General features: G+C 54.8%; 12 protein-coding genes and 2 pseudogenes. 13 read left to right on the top strand and 1 reads right to left on the bottom strand.

The features are described from left to right. Positions 1 to 135 precede the first annotated feature (135 nt). From I9H07_RS24180 to I9H07_RS24165, 3 genes are read left to right on the top strand one after another with little or no spacing between them, the layout of a single operon-like run. Positions 136 to 1,788: a ShlB/FhaC/HecB family hemolysin secretion/activation protein gene (locus tag I9H07_RS24180; RefSeq protein WP_236424361.1), complete on the top strand. Its 1,653-nt coding sequence runs from the start codon at positions 136 to 138 to the stop codon at positions 1,786 to 1,788. Positions 1,789 to 1,827: 39 nt separating this feature from the next. Further along, positions 1,828 to 11,175: a hemagglutinin repeat-containing protein gene (locus tag I9H07_RS24175; RefSeq protein ID WP_283107543.1), complete on the top strand. Its 9,348-nt coding sequence runs from the start codon at positions 1,828 to 1,830 to the stop codon at positions 11,173 to 11,175. Next, a complete protein-coding gene (locus I9H07_RS24165) occupies positions 11,175 to 11,603 on the top strand; it encodes a hypothetical protein (protein ID WP_236427197.1) in 429 nt (142 codons plus the stop codon). The genes I9H07_RS24175 and I9H07_RS24165 overlap by 1 nt, the downstream gene beginning before the upstream one ends. Here the strand turns inward: I9H07_RS24165 and I9H07_RS24160 are convergent. Next, complete coding sequence (locus I9H07_RS24160) at positions 11,594 to 12,145, bottom strand: RNA 2'-phosphotransferase (protein ID WP_236427198.1); 552 nt, start codon at positions 12,143 to 12,145, stop codon at positions 11,594 to 11,596. The two genes, I9H07_RS24165 and I9H07_RS24160, sit on opposite strands and share 10 nt — an antisense overlap. Positions 12,146 to 12,509: 364 nt before the next feature. Here I9H07_RS24160 and I9H07_RS25265 point away from each other — a divergent pair. The 10 genes and pseudogenes from I9H07_RS25265 to I9H07_RS24105 form a co-directional block, all read left to right on the top strand. Continuing rightward, a pseudogene (locus I9H07_RS25265) lies at positions 12,510 to 15,508 on the top strand (hemagglutinin repeat-containing protein); the annotation flags it as partial. A gap of 85 nt (positions 15,509 to 15,593) precedes the next feature. Then, complete coding sequence (gene cdiI, locus I9H07_RS24145) at positions 15,594 to 15,974, top strand: ribonuclease toxin immunity protein CdiI (RefSeq protein WP_024673870.1); 381 nt, start codon at positions 15,594 to 15,596, stop codon at positions 15,972 to 15,974. 226 nt (positions 15,975 to 16,200) lie between these two features. Then, positions 16,201 to 18,276: pseudogene (locus I9H07_RS24140) on the top strand (hemagglutinin repeat-containing protein); the annotation flags it as partial. Next, on the top strand, positions 18,273 to 18,581 hold the full coding sequence (locus I9H07_RS24135; protein WP_236427175.1) for a cyclic-phosphate processing receiver domain-containing protein: 309 nt from the start codon (positions 18,273 to 18,275) through the stop codon (positions 18,579 to 18,581). The pseudogene I9H07_RS24140 and the gene I9H07_RS24135, both read left to right, overlap by 4 nt. Before the next feature lie 448 nt (positions 18,582 to 19,029). Further along, positions 19,030 to 20,106: a hypothetical protein gene (locus I9H07_RS24130; RefSeq protein WP_236427174.1), complete on the top strand. Its 1,077-nt coding sequence runs from the start codon at positions 19,030 to 19,032 to the stop codon at positions 20,104 to 20,106. Further along, a complete protein-coding gene (locus tag I9H07_RS24125; protein ID WP_024673397.1) occupies positions 20,106 to 20,630 on the top strand; it encodes a hypothetical protein in 525 nt (174 codons plus the stop codon). Before I9H07_RS24130 ends, I9H07_RS24125 begins: the two co-directional genes overlap by 1 nt. Before the next feature lie 816 nt (positions 20,631 to 21,446). Further along, positions 21,447 to 22,070: a hypothetical protein gene (locus I9H07_RS24120; protein ID WP_024673396.1), complete on the top strand. Its 624-nt coding sequence runs from the start codon at positions 21,447 to 21,449 to the stop codon at positions 22,068 to 22,070. Continuing rightward, positions 22,070 to 22,540, top strand: a complete 471-nt coding sequence (locus I9H07_RS24115) for a hypothetical protein (protein WP_024673395.1) — start codon at positions 22,070 to 22,072, stop codon at positions 22,538 to 22,540. The genes I9H07_RS24120 and I9H07_RS24115 overlap by 1 nt, the downstream gene beginning before the upstream one ends. 128 nt (positions 22,541 to 22,668) lie before the next feature. Then, a complete protein-coding gene (locus I9H07_RS24110) occupies positions 22,669 to 23,175 on the top strand; it encodes a hypothetical protein (RefSeq protein ID WP_236426766.1) in 507 nt (168 codons plus the stop codon). Positions 23,176 to 23,178: 3 nt separating this feature from the next. Next, a complete protein-coding gene (locus I9H07_RS24105; protein WP_024675069.1) occupies positions 23,179 to 23,694 on the top strand; it encodes a hypothetical protein in 516 nt (171 codons plus the stop codon). The last annotated feature ends 19 nt before the right edge of the window (positions 23,695 to 23,713 follow it).

Raw genomic sequence — 23,713 nt, 5'->3', positions numbered from 1 at the left:
GGCCGCTATCCGGCCTGGGGCCTTCGTGTTGACTAACCCCGAACAGGCGTACCTCTCGCCTCCAGCGCTTTTAATGGAATATTTATGTTTGCCTCCAAAAGGACATGGCTGGGTTTGTGTGCGTTACTGCTGGCTATGGGAGCGTTGACGCCTGTTCAGGCTGCGACCCCCGGAGAACAGGATCTCATCCGTGATCGCCAGGACCGCTTGCTCGAAGAGCAGCGCCGCCGCCTGGAAGAGCTCAAGGACCTGCCCGGCAAACAGACCACACCGACGGCCCCCGTCACGCCCGCCGACACCCGCTGCTTCACTATCAACCGCATCGAACTCAAGGGCGCTGATTCCTTGTCGCCTGCCGAGCGCGAGGCACTGATCACGCCATTTCAGGGCAAGTGCCTGGGCGTTGCGCAGCTCAATGAACTGTTGAAGGCCATCACCGACCATTACATCGGCAAAGGTCTGGTGACCACCCGGGCCTATCTGCCGCAACAGGACCTGTCCAAAGGCGACCTGCAAGTGCTGGTCATCGAAGGCAAACTGGAAAAACTGCGCAGCGATGCCGACAGCGGCCTGTCGGATCGCGAGCTGGCCATGACCTTTCCCGGCCAGGAAGGGCAGGTGGTCAACCTGCGCGAGATCGAGCAGATGGTAGACCAGCTCAACCGCTTGCCCTCCAATCAGGCGCAGATGGAACTGACTCCGGGCCAGACCGTGGGCGGCAGCGACGTGGTGGTCAAAAATACCCCGCAAAAACCCTGGCGCGCCAGCCTGTCGCGCAATAACGACGGCCAGCGCAGCACCGGCGAACAGCAGTGGAACGCCGGTCTGGACTGGGACAGCCCGCTGGGCCTGGCCGACCAGTTGAGCCTGCGCGGCGGGCATGACGCCGTCAGCGACCATCAACAGGGGTCGCACAATGGCATGCTGTCGTACAGCCTGCCGTGGGGCTGGTGGACCTTCAGTTACCTGTACAGCGAAAGCGAATATCGCTCGCAGGCCCAGGCCGACGGCTTCAAGTTCAAGCAGGATGGCGACAGCCAGAACCATCAGTTCCGTGCCGAACGGGTTATCCATCGAGACTCGGTCAGCAAGACCTCGCTCAACGCCGGTCTGGCGTACCTGCGCACCAACAACTACCTGGATAACAGCAAAATCGGCGTAAGCAGCAACCGCATCACCGAAGCGCAGTTCGGCATCAACCATGGTCGCCGGGTCGGCTCAGCGTTCGTCAACATCGACCTCGGCATGCAACAGGGCATCGGTTTGCTGGACGCCCAAGGCAACCACGATCCGGGGCCGGGCGAAGCCGATGCGCGCTACCGCAAATACACCGGCACCATCAGCTACCTGCATCCGTTTCAGCTGTGGGGCGAGAACCTGGCCTTCACCAGCCTGGCCACCGGACAACGCAGCGAAGACGTGCTGTTCAGCCCGCAACGCCTGAGCCTGGGCGGTTCGTCGTCGGTGCGCGGCTACAAGGATGAGTTTCTGTCCGGCGACAGCGGCGGCTACTGGCGCAACGAAATCCGTCTGACCCGTCCGGTGACCCTCGACTGGCTGCGCCCGGTTTTCGTCGAATACGGTGCTGCCGCTGGCTACGATCAGGGCGTGATCCGCAATGACCGTTACAACGGCCAGGAACATGGTCGACTGTCCAGCAATTCGTTCGAACTGTTTACCCGTGGCGAGCACGTCGCCGCCTCTGTCACGTTTGCTCATTCTCTGGAACGTCCCGACGTGATCGAGCGCGAAGCGCCGGTCTATTTTCGCGTGGACTTTTTCCTTTAATAACGCTGCTCCTGATAACACTGCCCCGAGGTTGCTCACATGGACGTTCATCAACTGGCTCTGCTGACACGTCAGCCTTCTGCGGCCCTGACCGAACGCCCACGCTTCTGGGGCATGCCCAAGCGCGGCATCGCATTGATCCTCGCCAACGCGCTGTTCTGGCAGCCGCTGCTGGCGCAGGCCGAAGGCATCGCTGTCAGCGGCGCCACCAACACCTCCGTAGGCCAGGCTGGCAACGGCGTGCCGGTGATCAACATTGCCGCACCCAACGGGTCGGGGCTGTCGCATAACCAGTACCAGCAGTACAACGTCGACAGCAAAGGCGTGATTCTCAACAACGCGACCAATGCCACCCAGAGCACGCAACTGGGCGGCATCATCGTGGGTAACAAGAATCTGGGGGGCACAGCCGCGCGTACGATTCTCAACGAGGTGACCGGTGCCAATGCCAGTCAGCTCAACGGGTATACCGAGGTGGCAGGGCAGTCGGCGCGCGTGATCGTGGCCAACCCCTATGGCATCAGTTGCAACGGCTGCGGTTTCATCAACACCCCGCAAGTCACACTGACCACTGGCAAGCCGGTACTGGACGCCAACGGTCAGTTGAATCGCTTCAACGTTCAGGGCGGCAGCGTGTCCATCGATGGCGTCGGCCTGAATGCCGACAACGTCGACCAGTTCGACATCATCACCCGCAGCGCAAAAATCAACGCCGAGCTGCATGCCAAGCGCCTGAACATCATCGCTGGCCGCAACGACGTCGACGCCCAGACGCTCAATGCCACGCCACTGCCAGACGACGGCAGCGCCAAACCTGAACTGGCCATCGACTCCTCGGCGCTGGGCGGGATGTACGCCGGGGCGGTCCGGCTGGTCGGCACCGAAGCAGGCGTCGGGGTTCGGCTGGCCGGAGACCTGGCGGCCAGCGGTGGCGATATCAATATCGATGCCAACGGCAAGCTGACCATGAATCAGACCGCAGCCAGCGGCAACATCGTTGCCAAGGCTCGCGACATCAGCGTCACCGGGCCGACCTATGCCGGTTCACAACTGGCGCTCAACGCCTCAGAAACCCTCACCAACAGCAGCGATCTGGTGGCCGGTCAGGCCGTGACCATCGACGCCGATCAACTGAGCAACACCGGCGTCATCGAATCCGGGATCAACGCCGACAACACACGCAACAGCACGGGCACCTTGAGTGTCCGCGCGCGCAACGTGGTGAATCAGGGCACTCTGGCGGCCAGCAGCGCACTCAGCGCCATCGTCAGCGAAACGCTGGATAACCGCGCCGGGAAAATCGTGTCGGAAGGCACGTTGACGGCCAGTGCTGCGCGCCTCGACAACAGCAACGGCCAGCTGTCCAGTGCCGGTGAGCAATCGGTCACCGCCAGTGAAAGCCTGGACAACTCCGCCGGGCAACTGGTGACTGACGGCGTGCTGACCGTGAGCAGCGCACGCCTGAACAACAGCGGCGGTACCCTGAGCGCGGCTCAGGCCTTGAACATCAACTCGGCACAGCTCGACAACAGCGCCACAAGCCGGATCACCAGTGGCGCAGCGCTGGCGCTGAACACCACTGTACTCAATAACCTGGGCGGCCTGATTTCCGGCTGGCAGGGCATGACCCTGACCGGCGACAGCTTCGATAACACCGCAGGCACGCTGGTCAGCAACACAGGCATGACGCTCACCCTGAATGGCGCTCTGACCAATACCAACGGCACAGTGGTCAGCAACTCAGCCATGACCCTTGACCTGCCCGGCACGCTGAACAACAGCAATGGCAACATCGTCAGCGGCGGAGACTTGCTGCTGCAACGCGGCGGCAACGTGACCAACAGCAATGGCCGCCTGACCAGCCAGGGCCTGATGACCCTGTTCGCCACCACCCTGGATAACCGCAACAACGGCACCCTTGCTGGCAGCACCGTCTCGATCACGTCCAGCGGCGATGTGCTGAATGGCAACAACGGGCTGATCAACAGCCGCACCGGCACGCTCGGCCTGAACGCTGGCGCACTCAACAACGACAGCGGCGTGGTGCAAAGCGCCAATACGCTGACCCTGGCGACCGGCAACGGCGCCGTCAGCAACGTGGGCGGTAACCTCATCGCGCAGACTGGTGATCTGTCGATCACCGGAGCCAGCGTCGATAACAGCGCAGGCGTGCTGGCCAGTCTGTCAGGAGGCGTGAGCACCGATCTTTCCGGCCTGCTGCGCAACGGCCTGGCGAACGCCAAAGGCGGGGTCATTCAGGGCCAGCGCCTGCTGCTGACCGCGCGTGGCGGCATCGATAACAATGGCGGCAGCATCGCCGCACAACAGGGCGATGCGCTGATTCAAGCGTCGACCTTCGATAACCGCAATGGCGCGCTGTCTGCCCTGGGTCTGGTGCAAGTCCGCGGCGATAGCTTCGATAACAGCGGCGACCAGGACGGTCAGGTAGCCGGCCGGGACATCGACTTCGACCTGTCCGGCGCATTGAACAACCGGCAGGGCATCATCGAAAGTGACAACAGCTTGCTGCTCAAGGCGGCCAGCCTGGACAACACGTCGGGACAACTGCGCGCTCTAGGCAACGGCGGCTCTACAGTGCTGACCCTGAGCGGTGCGCTGGACAACACCGGCGGCAAGCTGGAAAGCGCGAGCAGCAATCTGCAGTTCGCCATCGGCAGCCTGGTCAACACCAACGGCTCCATCCTCCACGTTGGCCAGGGCGATCTCGGCCTGAGCCTGGCACTCCTGCAAAACGCAGGCGGCAGTATTTCCACCAACGGCAGCCTGACCCTGACCGGCGACAGCTGGACCAACAGCACCACGCTGCAAGCGGCCAACATGGACCTGAACATCGGCAGCTTCACTCAGCTGGGTGGCGGGCAGTTACTGGCAGCCAACAGCTTCGTCGGACGCGGCGGCAACTGGACCAACGACGGACGCATTGCCAGCGACGGTACGCTGGACGTGCGCCTGACCGGTGCCTACAACGGCGCAGGCAGCATGACCAGCCTGGGCAGTTCGACCCTGACGGCCGCGCAGCTCAACCTGACCGACGCCAACGCGCGGCTGGCCAGCGGCGCGGCCGGTGTCATTGATATCGATGGCATCCTCAACAACAGCGGACGGATCACCGGCAACACCGACCTGCAAGTAAACGCAGGGGCCATCAACAACTACGGCACCTTGGGCGCAGGCGGCAACCTGTCGGTCAGCACCCCGACGCTGCTGAACCAGAACGCGCTGATCTTCAGCGGCGGCAATACCTCGCTGCTGGTGAATGACTTCACCAACCAGTACGCCGATGTGTACAGCATGGGCAACCTGCAGATCAGTCGTGATGCCGCTGGCGCGTTCGCCAACAGCATCATCAATCGCTCTGCCACGCTGACCAGCGACGGCAGCATGCTGCTGGCCGCCAACACGGTTCAGAACATTCGCGATGTGCTGTCGGTGAAAGACTCCGGAATCTACAGCGCTCGCATCGACGAGATCTCCTGCTCAACCCCGGGCACCGGCAATCTGGATTGCGGCGGCGGCAAGGAGCACCACGTCTGGAAGATCCAGCAGCTGGAAAAGCTGGAGGTGACCGCCGCCAGCGCTGCATCGAGCATCACGTCCGGTGGCAACATGACGCTGGCCGGGGGTGATTTCCTCAACAGCAGCAGCTCGCTGGCCAGCGGCGGCGCCCTGACCGCCACCTTCAACAACTTCAGCAACGTCGGCGTGGTCACCGGCCAGACCGAGAACAACCGCATCTTCGTCTCCCGCCGTACCCGGGACGACGACCGCTGGGATGAAGACGCCAGGCTGTTCAACCTGCGCTATTCGCAAGACAGTCCACGCTACGACCCAAACAACCTGAGTGGCTTGCAGGCCGCGATGAGCAACTTCATCGCGATCACTGAACGCGACGTCCCAGAGCTTGAAACCAACCGCCAGCTCGCCTTCGATGCCACGACCTACGCCGCAACCATTCAGGCCGGCGGCCCGGTCAGCATCACGGCAGGCAACAATTTCGACAACAGTGTGGTGCGCGGCGGGTTCACCTACGTCAGCGGCGGCACACGCACAGACACTACGGCGCCGGGCACCGATTACGCAACGGTCGTCACGCTCAATCGTCAATTGCCGCCTGACCTCGCGCAGCAGCAGGTCAACCCGACTGCCTTGCCCGGCTTTAGCTTGCCGACCGGACAAAACGGCCTGTTTCGCCTGAGCGACACGCAAAACGGCACGAGCCTTCCAGGCAGTGGCGCACAATTGCTCGGTACCGCAACAGCCGCCCAGCCACACCCGTACCTGATCGAAACCAACCCGGCGCTGACCGACCTGCGTCAGTTCCTGAGCTCCAGCTACTTGCTCGACACCGTCGGTTACAACCCCGACGCTGCCTGGAAGCGCCTGGGCGATGGTTATTACGAGCAGCGCCTGATCCAGCAAGCGGTTATAGCGCGTACCGGCCAACGCTTCATCGACGGTCTGACCAGCGATGAAGCCATGTACAAATACCTGATGGACAACGCCATCGCCAGCAAGAGCGCGCTGGACCTTAGCGTCGGCGTGGCCCTGACGGGCGAGCAGGTCGCGGCCCTGACTCACGACATCGTGTGGATGGAAGATCAGGTCGTGCGCGGCGAACACGTGCTGGTGCCGGTGCTTTATCTGGCCCAGGCCAACAATCGACTGGCCAACAATGGCGCGCTGATCCAGGGCGGCGACCTGTCGCTGATCGCGGGCAACAACCTGACCAACGTCGGCGTACTCCGAGCGACCAGTACCCTCAACGCTCGCTCAGGCAACAGCCTCATCAACGAAGGCCTGATTCAGACCAACGAGCGCCTGAACCTGCGCGCCGACAACAACCTGATCAACCGCGCAGGCGGTATTGTCGCCGGGCGCGACGTGACCCTGAGTTCCGCCAACGGCGACGTGAGCAACGAACGCAGCGTTACCAGCCATCAGAGCGCAGTCGGCAATTCCACCTGGCGCAGAGACTTCGCCAATAACGCCGCTCGCGTCGAGGCTGCCAATGACCTGACCATCAGTGCCGGTCGCGACGTCAGCAACAGCGGTGCGCTACAGGCCGGACGCGACGTAACCCTGCTGGCTGATCGCGATGTCGCGATCAGCGCCGCACAACTCCAGCAAGACCGTAGCGACGGACCAAACCACGTACGCACCAGCACCAACCAGCTGGGCGCCAGCGTAAACGCCGGTCAGGATGTCGCGGTGCAGGCGGGACGTGATCTGGGCGTAACGGCAAGTCGCGTGGACGCCGGGCGGGATATGGCCTTGCGCTCCGCTGGCAACCTTGCGCTCGAGTCGGCAGCCAACCAAAGCGAATACGTGTCGCGAAGCAAGAAGACCACACTGGAGACCCGCACGGTCAATCAGCAGGCCAGTGAGCTTAACGCGGGCGGTAACCTCTCGGCAGATGCCGGACAAAACCTCGACATCGTCGCCAGTCGGGTCAAGGCAGGCGGTGACGTTGCGCTGGATGCCGCGCAGGACACGACCATCACCTCGGCCAAAGACGAGAATTCGTACTTCTACTCGAAGAAGAGCAAAGGCTCATTCGGGCGTAGCAGCAGCAAGCAGCAGGAAAGCTACGACAGCACCAACATGGCCTCCGAGGTCAACGCGGGGCAAGACCTCACGGTCAACGCCAGCAAGGCCGCCGACGGCAGCGTCAACATCAACGGCGGGCGTGATGTCAGCGTCATCGGCAGCAAGCTGTCGGCCGGTAATGACCTGGTACTGGGTGCGACCAACGACGTCGCGGTGCTCTCGGGTGTCGAGGAACACGGGGCCTACAGCAAGAAGACCAAGTCGGGTTTCCTCGGCCTGTCCAAAAGCGGCAAAAGCCAGCTGAAGACCAGCGCGACTCAGGTCGGCAGCGAACTGGACGCAGGCGACGATGTGGTGGTTGCGTCCGGCAAGGATGTGCGGCTGCGCGCGAGCGAGATCGGCGCGGGCAATGATGTCGACGTCAGGGCCGGCCTGCTGGACAAAACCGGTGATATCAACCTGGTCTCAGCCAACGACGAGGCCTACAGCCGCAGCGAGGAGTACAAGAAGAAAACCGGTCTGTCGGTGTCCGGGGGTTTCCTGTCGATCTCGTCGGCCAAGGAAGCCGGCCGCGTCGCACAGAGCAGCACCAGCGTAGGCAGCCAGGTCAACGCGGTACGCGATGCCGATCTGCAAGCCGAGCGCGACATCAACGTGATAGGCAGCAGCATCAACGCAGGCGGCAATGTGCGCCTGAACGCCGGTCAGGACGTCAATGTGCTGGCTGCGCAGAACAGCAACTCCAGTCAGGACTGGGAAAAGAACCGGCAGACCGGCATCGGTGTGTCCTCCAACGCCAACGGCGTAACGTTCTTTGCAGGCGTTGATCGCACCAAGGAGAAAAACCGCCTTGAGCAACAGACCGCCGCCGCCAGCCAGATCCGCGCCGGTGAAAACCTGGCCGTCGATGCCAAACGCGACATCAATCAGATCGGCTCCGACCTTGAAGCCGCCAACAATATTGACCTGACGGCCGGGCGCAACATCAAGATCGACGCGGCCCGTGAGTCGCAACTGATCGAACAGCAGCGCGAAAGCTCGCGCAACGGCCTCAGCCTAAGCGTCAACCACAACTACGGCAGCACCAAAGATGCCGTGAGTGGCGCAGGCAAGGGTGATGACGCAGTCAGCAAGGGCTCGAGCACGCTCAAGGCCGTGGACGGGGTTTCGCAGTTCCTCTCAGGCCCGACGGGCGACGCCAAACTGGGCACCAGCAAGCAGAGCACCAGCCAGCAGGTCATCGAAGAAACCAACCGCGCCTCGACCCTGAGCGCCGGCAACGACGTGAACCTGTCGGCGAACAACGCCGTGCAGGTCACCGGTGGCCAGCTGCAGGCGGGCCGTGACATCAACGTCAAAGGCCGGGACGTCACCCTTGATGCCGCCAGAGGCAGCTACAGCCAGGAAACCCGCGAGCGTCAAAGCTGGGGCGGCATCCACGGCGGCACCAGCGGCGGCTTCAAACTCGGCGTCGGTGGCAGCAACGGCATCGCCAGCGGTGATCAGAGTCAGGAATCCTCCACAGTCACCGCTTTGCAAGCAGGCCGCGACATCAACCTGCAGGCCAGCAACGACCTCAACCTGATCGGCACCCAGGCACAGGCCCAGCGCGATATCGACCTGCGCGCAGGCAATAACCTCAACATCAAAGCCGCCCAGAACAACAGCAGCACCGACAACACCCGCAAGAACGGCGGCGGCGAAGCAGGTATCGCGGTAGGCCCAGGCGGCATCGGCTTCTACGCCAGCGTCAACATCGGCAAGGGCGACCTGGAACGCGAAGGCTTGCAGCAGCAAGAAGCCTATCTGTACGCAGGCAACCGCTTGGGCTTCACCAGCGGCCAGGACACCAACATCGGCGGCGCCACCCTTCGCGGCAACGACGTCGTCGGGCGCGTGGGGCGCGACCTCAACGTCACTTCACTCGCTAACACCGGCAAGGCCGAAGGCAAGGAATACGACCTCAGCGCCACCGTCGTGGTCGGCTTCGGCGGCAGTTTCAGCGGCTCGGCCGGTTACGGCCGCACCAACGGCTCCACCAACTGGATCGAGCAACAGACCAGCATCACCGGCAAGGACCAGGTCGATATCCGCACCGGGAACCACACCCAACTCGACGGCGCACTCATCGCCTCCGACACCGGCAACCTCAAGCTCGACACCAACACCCTCGGCTTCAGCGACATCGCCGGCAAGGACAAGGAACACGGCTATTACCTGAACGTCGGCGGTTCCTACGGCAACAGCAGCGGCGCCATTCAGGACCCGAGCCAGGTCGGCAAAGGCACACAAGGCCAGAACGGCTGGAGCGTCGAAGGCTGGAACTACGAGAAAGACCGCCAGCAGGTTGTGCGGGGGACTGTGGGTGTTGGGGACGTGGTGGTGCGCGGTGATGCAGCAGCGGGCAAGGACTCGACTGTCGGGCTGAATCGCGATGTGGATAAAGCGTATGAAATCACGCGCGATGAAGAGCATCGGACTGATTTGTATGTGACGAAGAGTTCGGTGGAGGCGGCCAGCCAACCGGTTGTCACCGCCAAACAGTGGACAAATCAGTTACTGACCTACGACGACACCGCTCGGCAGAACTTCGAAGATGCCTCCCGCAATTTGACACGTGCCGTCAACAAGATCCAAAGCACCTTGGGCCGCCAGATGGATTCAGGCGCGACCAAACTGATGGGCGCTGATTTCGCCGAAAACACCATGGACTCGCTGCTCCAAGGTGGCATGACGCGAGACCAGGCCATGAATACCCTGGCCGACGCCAAGTTTCAGGAGAACGTCGTAGCGGAAATCGCTCGCCTTGCCGGGATCGACCTCAACCCGGTTGAAGACCTGGACAAGACGCTTCAGGAAGACAAGAGACCCACTAGCCCAAATGCGATGGAATTACCTGAAATCTCTGTCACCGCGAGTGACGAAGAAAAGCTCACGGTCGCTCAGACCACGTTGCGATCGATGGCTTCGATCAAGCAGTACATCCAGGAGCATCCGCAACAGGAAGAAGCCGTAAGCGTATTGGTGGCGGTAGCGCAGGGGCCTAAAGGTCTGGTGCAACTGGCGGTTTACAACGCGGTTTCCGAAACGCCTTTGGGGCAGAGCCTGAACCAGAAGCTCGCCGAGTACAGCGACGCGTTGGGTAAGGAAGTCGCCAATGCCATGGAAGGCAAAAAACTCAGCGACGAAGAGGGTTACGATAACTACCTGATCGGCGGAGGACTGTTCACCACCGCCATCTTGACGGGCGTACTGACAAGCGGCAAGTTTTCGGGCAAGTCCAAGGTGGTCACGGCTGAAATGAAGGCTGATCCTTACCATCCTGACTGGAAGAATTATACTGGTAAGGATAGAGGGGTTGGGGCTGATGTTGTTAAGGGGGAGGGAGGTAAAGGCTCAAATAGTGCAACACTTCATGCGGCTGATGATATTCGGTTCTCGCAAAATAGCGTTTCTTTCAATAAAACTGACCGAGTAACAGGTACAAATTACACATACGATGATTTAGTTCAAAGCATGCGTACTAATGGCTGGAAAGGTGATCCAGTTGACGTTGTTAAAATGCCTGATGGCAAGCTAACTAGCATGGATAACACCCGAATTGCCGCAGCCAGAGAGGCGGGGATCGATGTTAAAGCTAGCGTTCGGGAATTTGATGATCCATTGACGCCAGCTATTCAAGAGGCTAGAGGATGGCAAAAATTTAATACTTGGGGAGAGGCCATTACTGGTCGTATAAACAAACAGTCAGGAGGCTTTTCTACCTCCAACCCTCACGGTTCAACAGAAGCACCACGTATTTCTGGAGGTGGTAAATAATGAAGAATTTTTTGTACGACCTTCCAATTTTGCCGGATGGTTTTAAATTCCCTGCTGAATATCTAAATGTAGTTTTAGCTGATGAGCTTATAGATATAGAGCCCTGGCGGTTTCTATCAAAAGATATGGCGACATCACTTTTTTATTACAGCTCCATGCTTTTGAAATTCTCGGAAGCTGCGCTTGTTCCTTTTGCAATTATCCAAGATGAGTCTGGACTGTATAATGATGGATGGGTTGTTCTTGCTTGTTTTGATGGGGAGTGCAAGGAAGGCAATGCATGTGTGCGAATTTATGATTACTCCAAACCAAAGTTAAGTCCTTGGGATAACCTTTCTTATTCAGGTTTTTCTGACTGGTTTATTTCTGCCAAAGAAGAGTCTTCCCGCTATAAAGCTGAGCAAGTTGAGGACAACGACTATTCCTGACGAATGAAAAAATTTGGGACATAGCCGGTTAACCATACATCATTCTCAGCCTGAAAAAACTTGAAGCCCTGTTGGTGCATCTGCAGGGCTTCAACTTTTAGCACCGCAGGTTTTCCATATCGCTGCCCAACATCTATCGCTGTAGTAAAGTCTTGCGACAAATGTACGTGGTGACGAGATCCTGCAATTAATCCTTGTTGCTGAATTGACGTTAGAAAGCGAGTTGCAGTTCCGTGGTACAAAAGCTCGGGAGGTTCTTTCTCAATGTACTGGATATCTACACTTTCAATCGAGTGCCCCTGCACAGCTCGAATGTATTGTGCATCTTCAGAAGTAGCGAAACGCCTCTTATCGCTGCTACTGACAACGGCCAAGATCAGTTCACGATCTAGAGCAACCCCTCCCTTAGCCGCGCCTGCAATTAAACAATCTATTTCTGCCCAGCCTTCCTTGTCGAGCTGAAGTCCAATGGACTGCGGCTCATGTCGCAATACATAGCTGAGAAATTTACTGACTTCGTTTAGATGCTTATTGCTATTCATGATTGCTGTTTTTACTCTGGACTAAGTACAAAACTTTTTCCTGATTTTTTAAAATTATTGCATCGGGCAGAGCGAGCACTGAGCGGAGTTCATCCTTATCCATTTGCACAACTGCTTCAAATTTTGAGCTTTAGCTCGTTATGCGATTTTCGCTCATTTTTGTCAAACACCCAGCCAATCGGTGAAGACGCTAAAGACCACCTCCACCTTTTGAGCATCCAAGCGATGTAGGCTCCACCAGAATAGCTAGCACTCTGCATAAGGCGCAAGCACTGTCAATGCAAAGACTACGACATTAACGAAGCAGATTTTTGCTCAATAAACAATCTGATTGTCCTCCAACGCCAACGGCGTAAAGTTTTTTACAAGCAGTGATCTCATCAAAATCGATGCGGCGCGTGAGTCGCAATTGATCGAACAGCAGCGCGAAAGCTCGCGCAACGGCCTCAGCCTAAGCGTCAACCACAACTACGGCAGCACCAAAGATGCCGTGAGTGGCGCAGGCAAGGGTGATGACGCAGTCAGCAAGGGCTCGAGCACGCTCAAGGCCGTGGACGGGGTTTCGCAGTTCCTCTCAGGCCCGACGGGCGACGCCAAACTGGGCACCAGCAAGCAGAGCACCAGCCAGCAGGTCATCGAAGAAACCAACCGCGCCTCGGCCCTGAGCGCCGGCAACGACGTGAACCTGTCGGCGAACAACGCCGTGCAGGTCACCGGTGGCCAGCTGCAGGCGGGCCGTGACATCAACGTCAAAGGCCGGGACGTCACCCTCGATGCCGCCAGAGGCAGCTACAGCCAGGAAACCCGCGAGCGGCAAAGCTGGGGCGGCACCAGCGGCGGCTTCAAACTCGGCGTCGGTGGCAGCAACGGCATCGCCAGCGGTGATCAGAGTCAGGAATCCTCCACAGTCACCGCGCTGCAAGCAGACCGCGACATCAACCTGCAAGCCAGCAACGACCTCAACCTGATCGGCACCCAGGCACAGGCCCAGCGCGATATCGACCTGCGCGCCGGCAACAACCTCAACATCAAAGCCGCCCAGAACAACAGCAGCACCGACAACACCCGCAAGAAGGGCGGCGGCGGAGCAGGTATCGCGGTGGGCCCGGGCGGCATCGGCTTCTACGCCAGCGTCAACATCGGCAAGGGCGACCTGGAACGCGAAGGCTTGCAGCAGCAAGAAGCCTATCTGTACGCAGGCAACCGCTTGGGCTTCACCAGCGGCCAGGACACCAACATCGGCGGCGCCACCCTTCGCGGCAACGACGTCGTCGGGCGCGTGGGGCGCGACCTCAACGTCACTTCACTCGCTAACACCGGCAAGGCCGAAGGCAAGGAATACGACCTCAGCGCCACCGTCGTGGTCGGCTTCGGCGGCAGTTTCAGCGGCTCGGCCGGTTACGGCCGCACCAACGGCTCCACCAACTGGATCGAGCAACAGACCAGCATCACCGGCAAGGACCAGGTCGATATCCGCACCGGGAACCACACCCAACTCGACGGCGCACTCATCGCCTCCGACACCGGCAACCTCAAGCTCGACACCAACACCCTCGGCTTCAGCGACATCGCCGGCAAGGACAAGGCTGGAACTACGAGAAGGACCGCCAGCAGGTTGTGCGCGGCACGGTGGGTGCTGGGGACGTGGTGGTACGGGGTGATGCAGCAGCGGGCAAGGACTCGACTGTTGGGCTGAATCGCGATGTGGATAAAGCGTATGAAATCACACGCGATGATGAGCATCGGACTGATTTGTATGTGACGAAGAGTTCGGTGGAGGCGGTTTCTGATCCATCCGGGACCGTAGAAGCCTGGAAGAACGACATCAAGAGCTACCCGGATAAGTCCATCGACTTGGTGAATGCTGCGAACGTTCTTGTCAGCGGACCCGTGTCGGCCGCAGAACAGATCTGGAGCAATATTCAAGCGCAAAACGTATCTTTAGACGACGTACCAGATGATGTCAGAAAGCAGTACGGTGACGAGCTAGCGCTTAATCTGACGAAAACGTTTATACAAAATGGCAGAGATACTGACGACATCAAAAACCTGTCTCAGAACGATGTCGCTGTCATTCAGAGTTTTAAGAGCCGTTTCTCGGAGTTCAATGCACAGCAAGTAGCCTGCGATTCAACCGGAAACTGTGGTTCCGGCGCTGACGCGTCAGCAGGCAACATCAAGTACCTGCATTATCAAGACAAAGATGGTGTAAACAGAGTCGCACGCCTACAGGATGTCAGCTCGAATACTCCGGGAGGAAAGCTACTGGATCAGGCCGAACGCCTGCAGGGCTATATGGACCAGTTGCCTACTGAGCAAGCGGCGCTTCTCGGGTTAGGCGTTCAAGCGGTGATGGGGCCGGCAAAAATGGCCCTGGGAATGGCCGGCAATATTGTGCTCGACAAACTGTTTGGCGAACAAATCGCTGCCGCCAAGGACTCCATGGCCAAAACAGTGGCAAGCGAACTGAGCGGCAAGGATCGGGATGATCTCGTCAGCAGTGATGACAGGCTGAAAGAACTGTATGGCCTTAATGCGAATGATCAGAAAGGGGATATCTACGTACGTGGCGCAACCACGCTGATCAACATCGCACTGGGCACCGCTGGCGTTACTGCGGGTGTTGCAGGCGCCAGACTGATAAAAAATACGGCTGGGAACGGATCAAGTGTCGGCGCGAGCAGGCCTGATGATCTCGTGAAAGTAGCCGTTGATCCAGACTGGAACAAAGCATCCAGACCGATCAAAGCGCCGGAACAGGCAAAGCTCCCGTCGTATTACCGCGAAGACAGCTCGGCCAACTCCGCCTTCAACAAGACCGGCAATTTGCCTGACGGCTACCGACGTGTGATCAATACCCGGACAGGCAACGTTGAGGTTGTGGGTCCCGATGGCGTGTTCTACTTCGAGCAGCCCGGAGGTGGACTCAAGCCCAAGGCCGGGGGTAATCTGGCTCAGTTGGTGAAGGCTGAGGCCGAGATTGCTGGGGGTAAAGGATCTGCCAATTTTCCAGAGGGAATGAGCGTCAATCCAGATATTAAAAATCACTTGAGTAGCTTTGATGGGCTAACTCAGAGAAAAGGGATAAGTGGCACTCACAATCTTGACGCTTTTTCCCAAGCTATAAATCAGACCGGTGCCAAAGTCGTTAATCAGATTCCAGGGGCAGTAAAGGGGATCTCTGAAATAAAATATCAAATACCAGCGTATGACCGAGCCGGAAATGTGATTGGCTATAAGTCAGAGATATTTACTAAAACTGTTTACGACCCTAAGGTGTTTACTGACTCCCAAATATTGGACCTTGGTCAGCAGGCTGCTGCAAGTGGCTATAAGTCAGCAGTTTCACAGGGAGCAAGATAATACACGGCAAGTGCAGGTGGTGTGAAGTTTAGAGTTTACCTGGATGGTAAAACAGTGAGAAACTTTTTCCCGGAGGTTAAATAAAATGACTATTGATTTTTCTAGTGAAAAACTTAAAAGTGAGTATCTCTTTGAGGCTATTGATTATGAAAAAGATAAGTTTGGGATTGTTAAGGAATTCTTTAACTCTATCAATATGAGTAAAAAGTTTTTGTATGGTCTGTCTTTGATGGCTGAGGGTGTTGGTTTTTGTTTTGACGAGACTTATTTTCACTTTCCTGACTTAGAAAGTTCAGGCGACGAATTGAGATTCGAAGGTTTGATGTTCGGTGTGTTTGATGAAGAGGTTATTGTTTCTGAAGCAGATGGTTATAATCTCGCGAGATTGGCTTGTAATAAGTATCTCCAGCTTCACCCAGAAGATACTTCAAAAGTAAATGAGCTACTGACCAAGCTACCTGGCTAAAACTTTTTGACACTTATCTCGCATAAAACGTGCTTTAGGATTTTTATTATACCTTAATTAATATCAACTTAATGATAGCTCTTTAAAATTAAGATTTTAAATATACTAGTAACAAGCCAAGTTACACTTTAACACGTCAGCAGCCTCGCTGATCTTATTTAGCTGGCAGGCGTCCACATCCAACGCTGGTGTCAGCGCGATGAACAGACGCAACGGAAGTCGTTACGCAGACAACCCCCTCAATATCAAAGCCGCCCAAAACAACACCCGCAAAAACGGCGGCGGCGAAGCAGGTATCGCGGTAGGCCCGGGCGGCATCGGCTTCTACGCCAGCGTCAACATCGGCAAGGGCGACCTGGAACGCGAAGGCTTGCAGCAACAGGAAGCCTATCTGTACGCAGGCAACCGCCTGGGCTTCACCAGCGGCCAGGACACCAACATCGGCGGCGCCACCCTGCGCGGCAACGACGTCGTCGGGCGCGTGGGGCGCGACCTCAACGTCACCTCACTCGCCAATACAGGCAAGGCCGAAGGTAAGGAATACGACCTCAGCGCCACCGTTGTGGTCGGCTTCGGCGGCAGTTTCAGCGGCTCGGCCGGCTACGGCCGCACCAACGGCTCCACCAACTGGATCGAGCAACAGACCAGCATCACCGGCAAAGACCAGGTCGACATTCGCACCGGGAACCACACCCAACTCGACGGCGCACTCATCGCCTACGACACCGGCAACCTCAAACTCGACACCAACACCCTCGGCTTCAGCGACATCGCCGGCAAGGACAAGGAACACGGTTACTACCTGAACGTCGGCGGTTCCTTCGGCAACAGCAGCGGCGCCATTCAGGACCCGAGCCAGGTCGGCAAAGGCACACAAGGCCAGAACGGCTGGAGCGTCGAAGGCTGGAACTACGAGAAGGACCGCCAGCAGGTTGTGCGCGGCACGGTGGGTGCTGGGGACGTGGTGGTGCGCGGTGATGCAGCAGCGGGCAAGGACTCGACTGTCGGGCTGAATCGCGATGTGGATAAAGCGTATGAAATCACACGCGATGATGAGCATCGGACTGATTTGTATGTGACGAAGAGTTCGGTGGAGGCGGCTGCCAAGCCAAAACAGGCGCTTGAGCAGTGGCAACGAAGTGCAGCCCTCTACGGCGAGAACAGCCGCAACACCATAGAAAAGCTGCTCGACGTGCTTGTGGTAGCTGCGCAACTTCCTCAGGACGTCGCGACAGGTAATGGCACGTCACGTGCGAAAGACCAGATCGCAACCACTGAGCGGAGACAGCAACTTACCAGTCTGGATGCGAGCAAACGAGCGGAAGGCGTGAGGAGCGTGCTCCGTAATATGGCTCAAACCGATGTAGAGCCGCTCGTCGCACGTATCACCGAACTGGGTGAAGAGAATCCTAATGAAGCGTTAAGAACGCTGGGGCTGCTGGTTTCTCTGAACAGGTCCACCGACGGCAGATCGAACTTTGTTCCAGTAATAGCACTGGGGGCAGGGGTTGCCGCTGCGTTAGCCGCCGCCTTAACTACCACAGCGGCAACGCCTGAAGGCCAGGAGCGATTGAGGGAAGCTGCCAATTCGGTTGCGGACTCGGTCGCCAGGTCAGGCGAATCTGTCGACATTCAGGCCGCTATTTCTATCAGGATATGGAAGTCCCTATTCATCACAGGCTTCCCGATTCATCTGCTCGACGACGATAACTCCAGGCTGGTTAACCCGATTGTCGAAGCTGAGCGTGCTAACCCGGAAAGTGGCGGATATGCTGCGGGGGCGACACCTACGACTCCCAATTCGACAGGCGGGAGCGAGATCGCTAATCAGACGCCGACTGACTACTCAAGGCCTGTTGTGACGCTTCCGGCGCCTGGGGTGATGAATCAGGAGGCATCTGACAATGAAATTGAACTCACTGGGGAGACAGAGAGTACGAGGGAACTTAAACCCCTAACTAGTGAGCAAATTTTTGATATAAATAAAACCACAAATGGCGAAGGTATAGAACTGACTGGAGCCGTAGAGACAGTATTAACAAATATGTATTATCGAGAAGGATTCTCGAGCCAAGCAGCGACTGTAGTAAGAGATATTGCAGGCAGCCATCTGTTTAAAGATGGCAATAAACGTACTGCGCAAACGGCAGTTGAAGTGTTTGTGAAGCAAAATGGAGTAGAAATCAATGCGGACGCACTTAGGAACGTGATTGATGAGGCGGGTAAGGGAAATTTAGGTACACTTTCAACCGTGGAATCAATTGAGCAGGCACTAAATAAATCTGTTATTGTCAAAAAATGAAAAAAATTAAAGTTTTTTTGGATGACATACGCACCCCCCCTGCCGGGTGGATTCTTGTACACTGGCCCAATGAAGCAATAAAATTACTTCAGGAGTTCGATGTAGAAGAAATAAGTCTTGATCATGATTTAGGTGATGATCAAAGAGGCACAGGCTATGATGTAATACTCTGGATTGAGGAAAAAGTAGCGCTAGACGGATTCGTTCCACCTAAAATTGTTGTTCACTCTGCTAACGTATCTGCGCGCCTTAAAATGGAGCAGGGAATAAAGAACATAATAAAATTGAGCAAACACTATGAATAACTTAACTGAATTACTAGAAAAATTTGAAGAAATATCGAAGAATGGTATATCAGTCGTCATAAAGTTTGATGGGGAGCGATGGACAACCTCTCCAACCAAACCATTTACTGTTCTAATTTTTGGAGGCTTTCTTACAGGAGATAACTCTATCAAAATAGATTCTGACAGCTTGGGCAACGCACTGCAGATAGCTCTTGAGCACTATGAACTGAAGTGCGTAAAAGTTTAGCTTCACCCAACACATTAAAGCTTATTTATATTTATTTAAATACAAGCTCGCAGAAATCACCCCTCCCTAATTTATTAGTAAATAGAAAATTTAAAACCTTATATAGGCATGGATGACATTAGCTAAAACTACAAGAATGCCTCTCGTGACCTGACGCGTGCCGTCAACAAAATAAAAAGCACCTTGGGCCGCTAGATAGATTCAGGCGCAACCAAATTGATGGGTGCTGATTTCGCCGAAAACACCATGGACTCGTTGCTCCAAGGCGGCATGACGCGAGACCAGGCCATGAAAACCCTGGCCGACGCCAAGTTTCAGGAGAACGTCGTAGCGGAAATCGCACGCCTTGCCGGGATCGACCTCAACCCGGTTGAAGATCTGGACAAGACGCTTCAGGAAGACAAGAGACCCACTAGTCCAAATGCGATGGAATTACCTGAAATCTCCGTCACCGCGAGTGACGAAGAAAAGCTCACGGTCGCTCAGGATACGCTGCGGTCGATGGCCTCGATCAACGAATACATTCAGGAGCATCCGGCGCAACAGGAAGCTGTGAGTGTGTTGGTGGCGGTGACGCAGGGGCCTAAAGGTCTGGTGCAACTGGCGGTTTATAACGCGGTTTCCGAGACGCCTTTGGGACAGAGCCTGAACCAGAAGCTCGCTGAGTACAGCGACGCGTTGGGTAAGGAAGTCGCCAATGCCATGGAAGGCAAAAAACTCAGCGACGAAGAGGGTTACGATAACTACCTGATCGGCGGAGGACTGTTCACCACCGCCATCTTGACGGGCGTGCTGACAAGCGGCAAGTTTTCGGGCAAGTCCAAGGTAGTCACGGCTGAAATGAAGGCTGATCCTTACCATCCTGACTGGAAGAATTATACTGGTAAGGATAGAGGGGTTGGGGCTGATGTTGTTAAGGGTGGAGAGGGTGCGAAAGCAACTACTCACGCTCCAAATACACCCAGGTTCATTACGGACTCTGCCGGTAATACTATTGATTTAGATTATACCAAGAGACTCAGGGAAACGAATGTGACGGTCACGGGAACGCGTGGTGGTGTTCAGTATCCGTTGCAAGGGCAAACTCCCGATTCTTATGCGAATCTGGGAAATGGGCATGTTGTTGTCTACGGTCCTGAAGGGCGTGCGCTATATGATGTGTCTAGCTCTCCGATTAAGGTGGTCGAATGGAACCAAGCTCCGAATGGAACATATTTCCCCAAGAAGGGAAGTGATACAAAAGCTTTTGCGGGAAATGTTCCTCAGTCGGTTCTTGATAGCTTAGGGTTGAAATGATGAAAGTTTATCAGGGTAATATTTCTAAAGAGTCGTTGAATCTGTTTGTTTCAGATATTGGCTCCGGGGAGTTTTTTTCATATGTAGGGCACTTGGTTTCATTAGAACAGGCAATTTCTGTTCTAGGTTTGCTCTCTCCTGATTTTATTGAGGTCAGTGGTCACATTTTCTGGCTGCCTAACGCTCAGCAATACGATCCACAAAAATTTCATTTGAACGGGCTGGTTGAGACCGAATCTAGTATGTTGGAACAAAGTACATCGCGTAGAGACGTTGAACGATACAGAAATATTTTTTCAATAAATCAGTTCTTTTCAAAGTGGGAGGATGCACCGGGCCGACCCGTATTTAAAGTGGGCCTATCGGAAGAAGATTATCGTCTTTGTCATTTATTTGCTGAACAGATCACTAGATATTGGAAGCGTGCGTTATCCGATGCCTTTCCAGAGAAGGTCTTTCAGTTTGAAATTGCTGACGATCTTCTCGATGAATATGGCGTCTGTCTGACATTCTGGCAGTCGTAGTTTAAAGAGCGCACAGGATGTGTCCGCGCCATTAAAACCACTGCCAGAGACTAAACAATAATTATGCGTTTAGAAATGGTGCAAAAGGCATTGATAAAATTTTTGAAACCGGTCGCACGCCAAAAGCGAGTGAGTTAAAGGAGTTCGCGGAGGCTCAAGGCTGGAAGCCTTCTCAGACAGATGGCGGCCCTCTCAAATACGTTGACGGGAATGGCATTCCTCGTGTGACAATCAAACAAGGTAGCTCGCGCGCGCCAGGAAGTTCTAATCCACATGTTGAATTTAAGGATGCTACAGGCCAAAGAACCGATGCCTTTGGTAATCCTGTAACTAGGAAAAGCCCAGACAATCGCGATAAACTGCGATTAGATATGATTAACTCCATGAAGGAAATTTTTGACGAAAACGCTAATCCGTTATTACTGAAGGCCTTAAGAAAATACTTTCCAGGAATATATTTTGCTCTGATTCTAAATTGGATCTCCGAACAGGCTGAAGATATTTATTGGGTTCTAATCGACTTGCAGTCGTATAGCAATTATAGAAATTCCAAGATTAAGCGATAATGTAGATGATGCGATAGTGGAAGTAGTTAATGTAAGTACTTTCAAGGTGGAGCGTCGATCTGCTGAAACGAAGCGACGTTTTAAATTAGCTATAGAGTTAATGAAAGAGCATTTCCTAGGGACTGTTCCCGTTTCGACATAAAACACTGATTCTTATGGGAGCAGGCCCATGTTAGTGGAGTTTTCCCACAGAACTAATACGGGTCTGCAAAGCTCTGATTAGTGAATAGGAAAGGAAGTCGCCAATGCCATGGAAGGCAAGCAACTCAGCGACGAAGAGGCTTACGATAACTACCTGATCGGCGGAGGACTGTTCACCACCGCCATCTTGACGGGCGTACTGACAAGCGGCAAGTTTTCGGGCAAGTCCAAGGTGGTCACGGCTGAAATGAAGGCTGATCCTTACCATCCTGACTGGAAGAATTATACTGGTAAGGAGAGAGGGGTTGGGGCTGATGTTGTTAAGGGTGGAGAGGGTGCGCAAGGGGAAGCTTCTGGTCTTCTTCCTAAACCTGGTAGCACATCTCTCCCTGCAAGCGGCTTAGGTGCCAACGCTGCATTCAAAGTGGACTCGAAGCAGCTCGGTAAAAAACTCGGTAAGCACGTTGAAGATTTCGGTGGCAATGCGGCTAGCCCAACAGATCGAAAAATGGTGCTAGATAAGATTCATGACATTGGCAGTAACACTGAAAAAGTAATTCCTGGAACCTTCGCTGGGCAAGGAGCGAATGGCGCGCGGGGCGATGTACTCTTCAGAGTCAAGGGAGATGACGTGGTTGTTACTAAACCTGATGGGACATTTGTCACCATCCTAAAAGATGGAATGACTCAGAACACATCTGTTCGAAATGCACTGATGGGAGGAAGTAGATAATGAAATATCCTGAGTTGATGATATCTTGGTTACAGACACTACTTGGGAAGAGGCTAATCTCAATAAATGCGTTATTTCATGTCTTAGCTTCCGAGAAAGACTCTTCCCCTAAAGAAGTTAGTTTTATTTTTGATGATGCTGAGGTCGGGAAGATCTACGGCGGATCTGACGGTGCGACTCTGTGTTTTTCTTTTAAACCGCTTTGCAGTTGCGATTTAGGTGAGTACGGAATGGAGGATATCTTTTGTATCTCCGACGAACCGTTATTTTCAGATGTTGTGGGAAGTAGATTAGCTTCAGTGAAGCTTTTAAAATCCCTAACAGAAGAGGCGGTAATAGGTCTGTTCCTTTCGTTTGATAATAAATCCAACCTATGTATTTTAAATTTAGGGGATGAGCTTTTCGTTTATGATCATTTACCAGAAAGCATCGTGACTGATGAGCAATTGAGCCTGATCTCCGTAAGATAGCTCGGCCAACTCCGCCTTCAACAAGACCGGCAATTTGCCTGACGGCTACCGACGTGTGATCAATACCCGGACAGGCAACGTTGAGGTTGTGGGTCCCGATGGCGTGGTCTACTTCGAGCAGCGCGGAGGTGGACTCAAGTAATCTGGCTCAGTTGGTGAAGGCTGAGGCCGAGATTGCTGCAAGTAAACAAACTGCCAAGGATACACTTGCTACATCTGCCGTATCCCGTGAGGGGTTGCGTGACGATCTCTCCGCGCAGGCAGGCATACCTCGAAAAATATCTGAAAACCCCTCAAGCATGTGGGGTAAGTCAATCGATGATATTAGGCAATCACTCACTATGGAGGGTGCGATACTGACTATTAAGCCCCCCGTATCAGGGACCTCTGGGAGAGCTCAAGTCTTCAAGGTTGAAGGCCATGCAGCAATTAAGGAAATTGAGTATCATCCTGGTGGCGGAGTTCACGGAGACAGTCCCTACTACAAATTCATACGCAACGACAATGTAGAAGTCAGGGTTATTAACCCAAGTCCAGACTTTGGTCCGGGCACGATTACCCGATATCAAGAATATTATGATACAAAAGGTAATCGTCTAAAGTATGAGCGCGGCGAGTGGAAAACTTGGGAGTGAATTATGAATTTTTCGTATTTAGATATGTGCGCAGATATAATTCCCGGGGTAAGCGCAGCCGGATTTTATATTGGGGAAAAATTTCTTGAAGTAGAAAAAAAAATTGGCCCTATTAAACACTACGGGGCCGAAACCTCTATCAGAGATATCCTACTGAACAATAACGGCTGGGTACTAATAGAAAGAAGAATCGGATTTGAAAATGACTACACACTGTCTTATCGGTACATGAACAATACAGTTTGTTTGTATTTTGAAAAAACAAAAATTCTTTATCGAATAGCGGTCGGAGCTGGGTACGAAGGAAGTTTTGAAGGTATACGTCCCGGAAATGAAATAGTCTCACTTAAGAAAAAATACACGCTAGTATTCAATGATGTAGAGGATGAGTTTCTTATCGAAGACAATGGTGTAATCATGACGGGGATTAGTTTTATTACAGATCACCGAGCATCATTGGAACATGCGCCCGAGCAGATAATACAACAGATATCAATTCATGATTGGTCACTAAGATAAAATATAAATGGTTTTAAAA

The organism is Pseudomonas syringae, from assembly GCF_023278085.1.
GTDB classification, from domain to species: Bacteria; Pseudomonadota; Gammaproteobacteria; order Pseudomonadales; family Pseudomonadaceae; genus Aquipseudomonas; species Aquipseudomonas syringae_Q.
The sequence above is the reverse complement of the archived record's forward strand: the minus strand, read 5'-3'. Positions and strand labels throughout refer to the sequence as shown.

Bases quoted from the DNA above. Each gene is read 5' to 3' on its own strand.
- I9H07_RS24120 (WP_024673396.1), top strand. From the start codon at position 21,447: ATGGAAGGCAAGCAACTCAGCGACGAAGAGGCTTACGATAACTACCTG.
- I9H07_RS24125 (WP_024673397.1), top strand. From the start codon at position 20,106: ATGAAAGTTTATCAGGGTAATATTTCTAAAGAGTCGTTGAATCTGTTT.
- I9H07_RS24130 (WP_236427174.1), top strand. From the start codon at position 19,030: ATGGGTGCTGATTTCGCCGAAAACACCATGGACTCGTTGCTCCAAGGC.
- I9H07_RS24115 (WP_024673395.1), top strand. From the start codon at position 22,070: ATGAAATATCCTGAGTTGATGATATCTTGGTTACAGACACTACTTGGG.
- I9H07_RS24175 (WP_283107543.1), top strand. From the start codon at position 1,828: ATGGACGTTCATCAACTGGCTCTGCTGACACGTCAGCCTTCTGCGGCC.
- I9H07_RS24135 (WP_236427175.1), top strand. From the start codon at position 18,273: ATGAAAAAAATTAAAGTTTTTTTGGATGACATACGCACCCCCCCTGCC.
- cdiI (WP_024673870.1), top strand. From the start codon at position 15,594: ATGACTATTGATTTTTCTAGTGAAAAACTTAAAAGTGAGTATCTCTTT.
- I9H07_RS24105 (WP_024675069.1), top strand. From the start codon at position 23,179: ATGAATTTTTCGTATTTAGATATGTGCGCAGATATAATTCCCGGGGTA.
- I9H07_RS24165 (WP_236427197.1), top strand. From the start codon at position 11,175: ATGAAGAATTTTTTGTACGACCTTCCAATTTTGCCGGATGGTTTTAAA.
- I9H07_RS24160 (WP_236427198.1), bottom strand. From the start codon at position 12,145: ATGAATAGCAATAAGCATCTAAACGAAGTCAGTAAATTTCTCAGCTAT.
- I9H07_RS24180 (WP_236424361.1), top strand. From the start codon at position 136: ATGGGAGCGTTGACGCCTGTTCAGGCTGCGACCCCCGGAGAACAGGAT.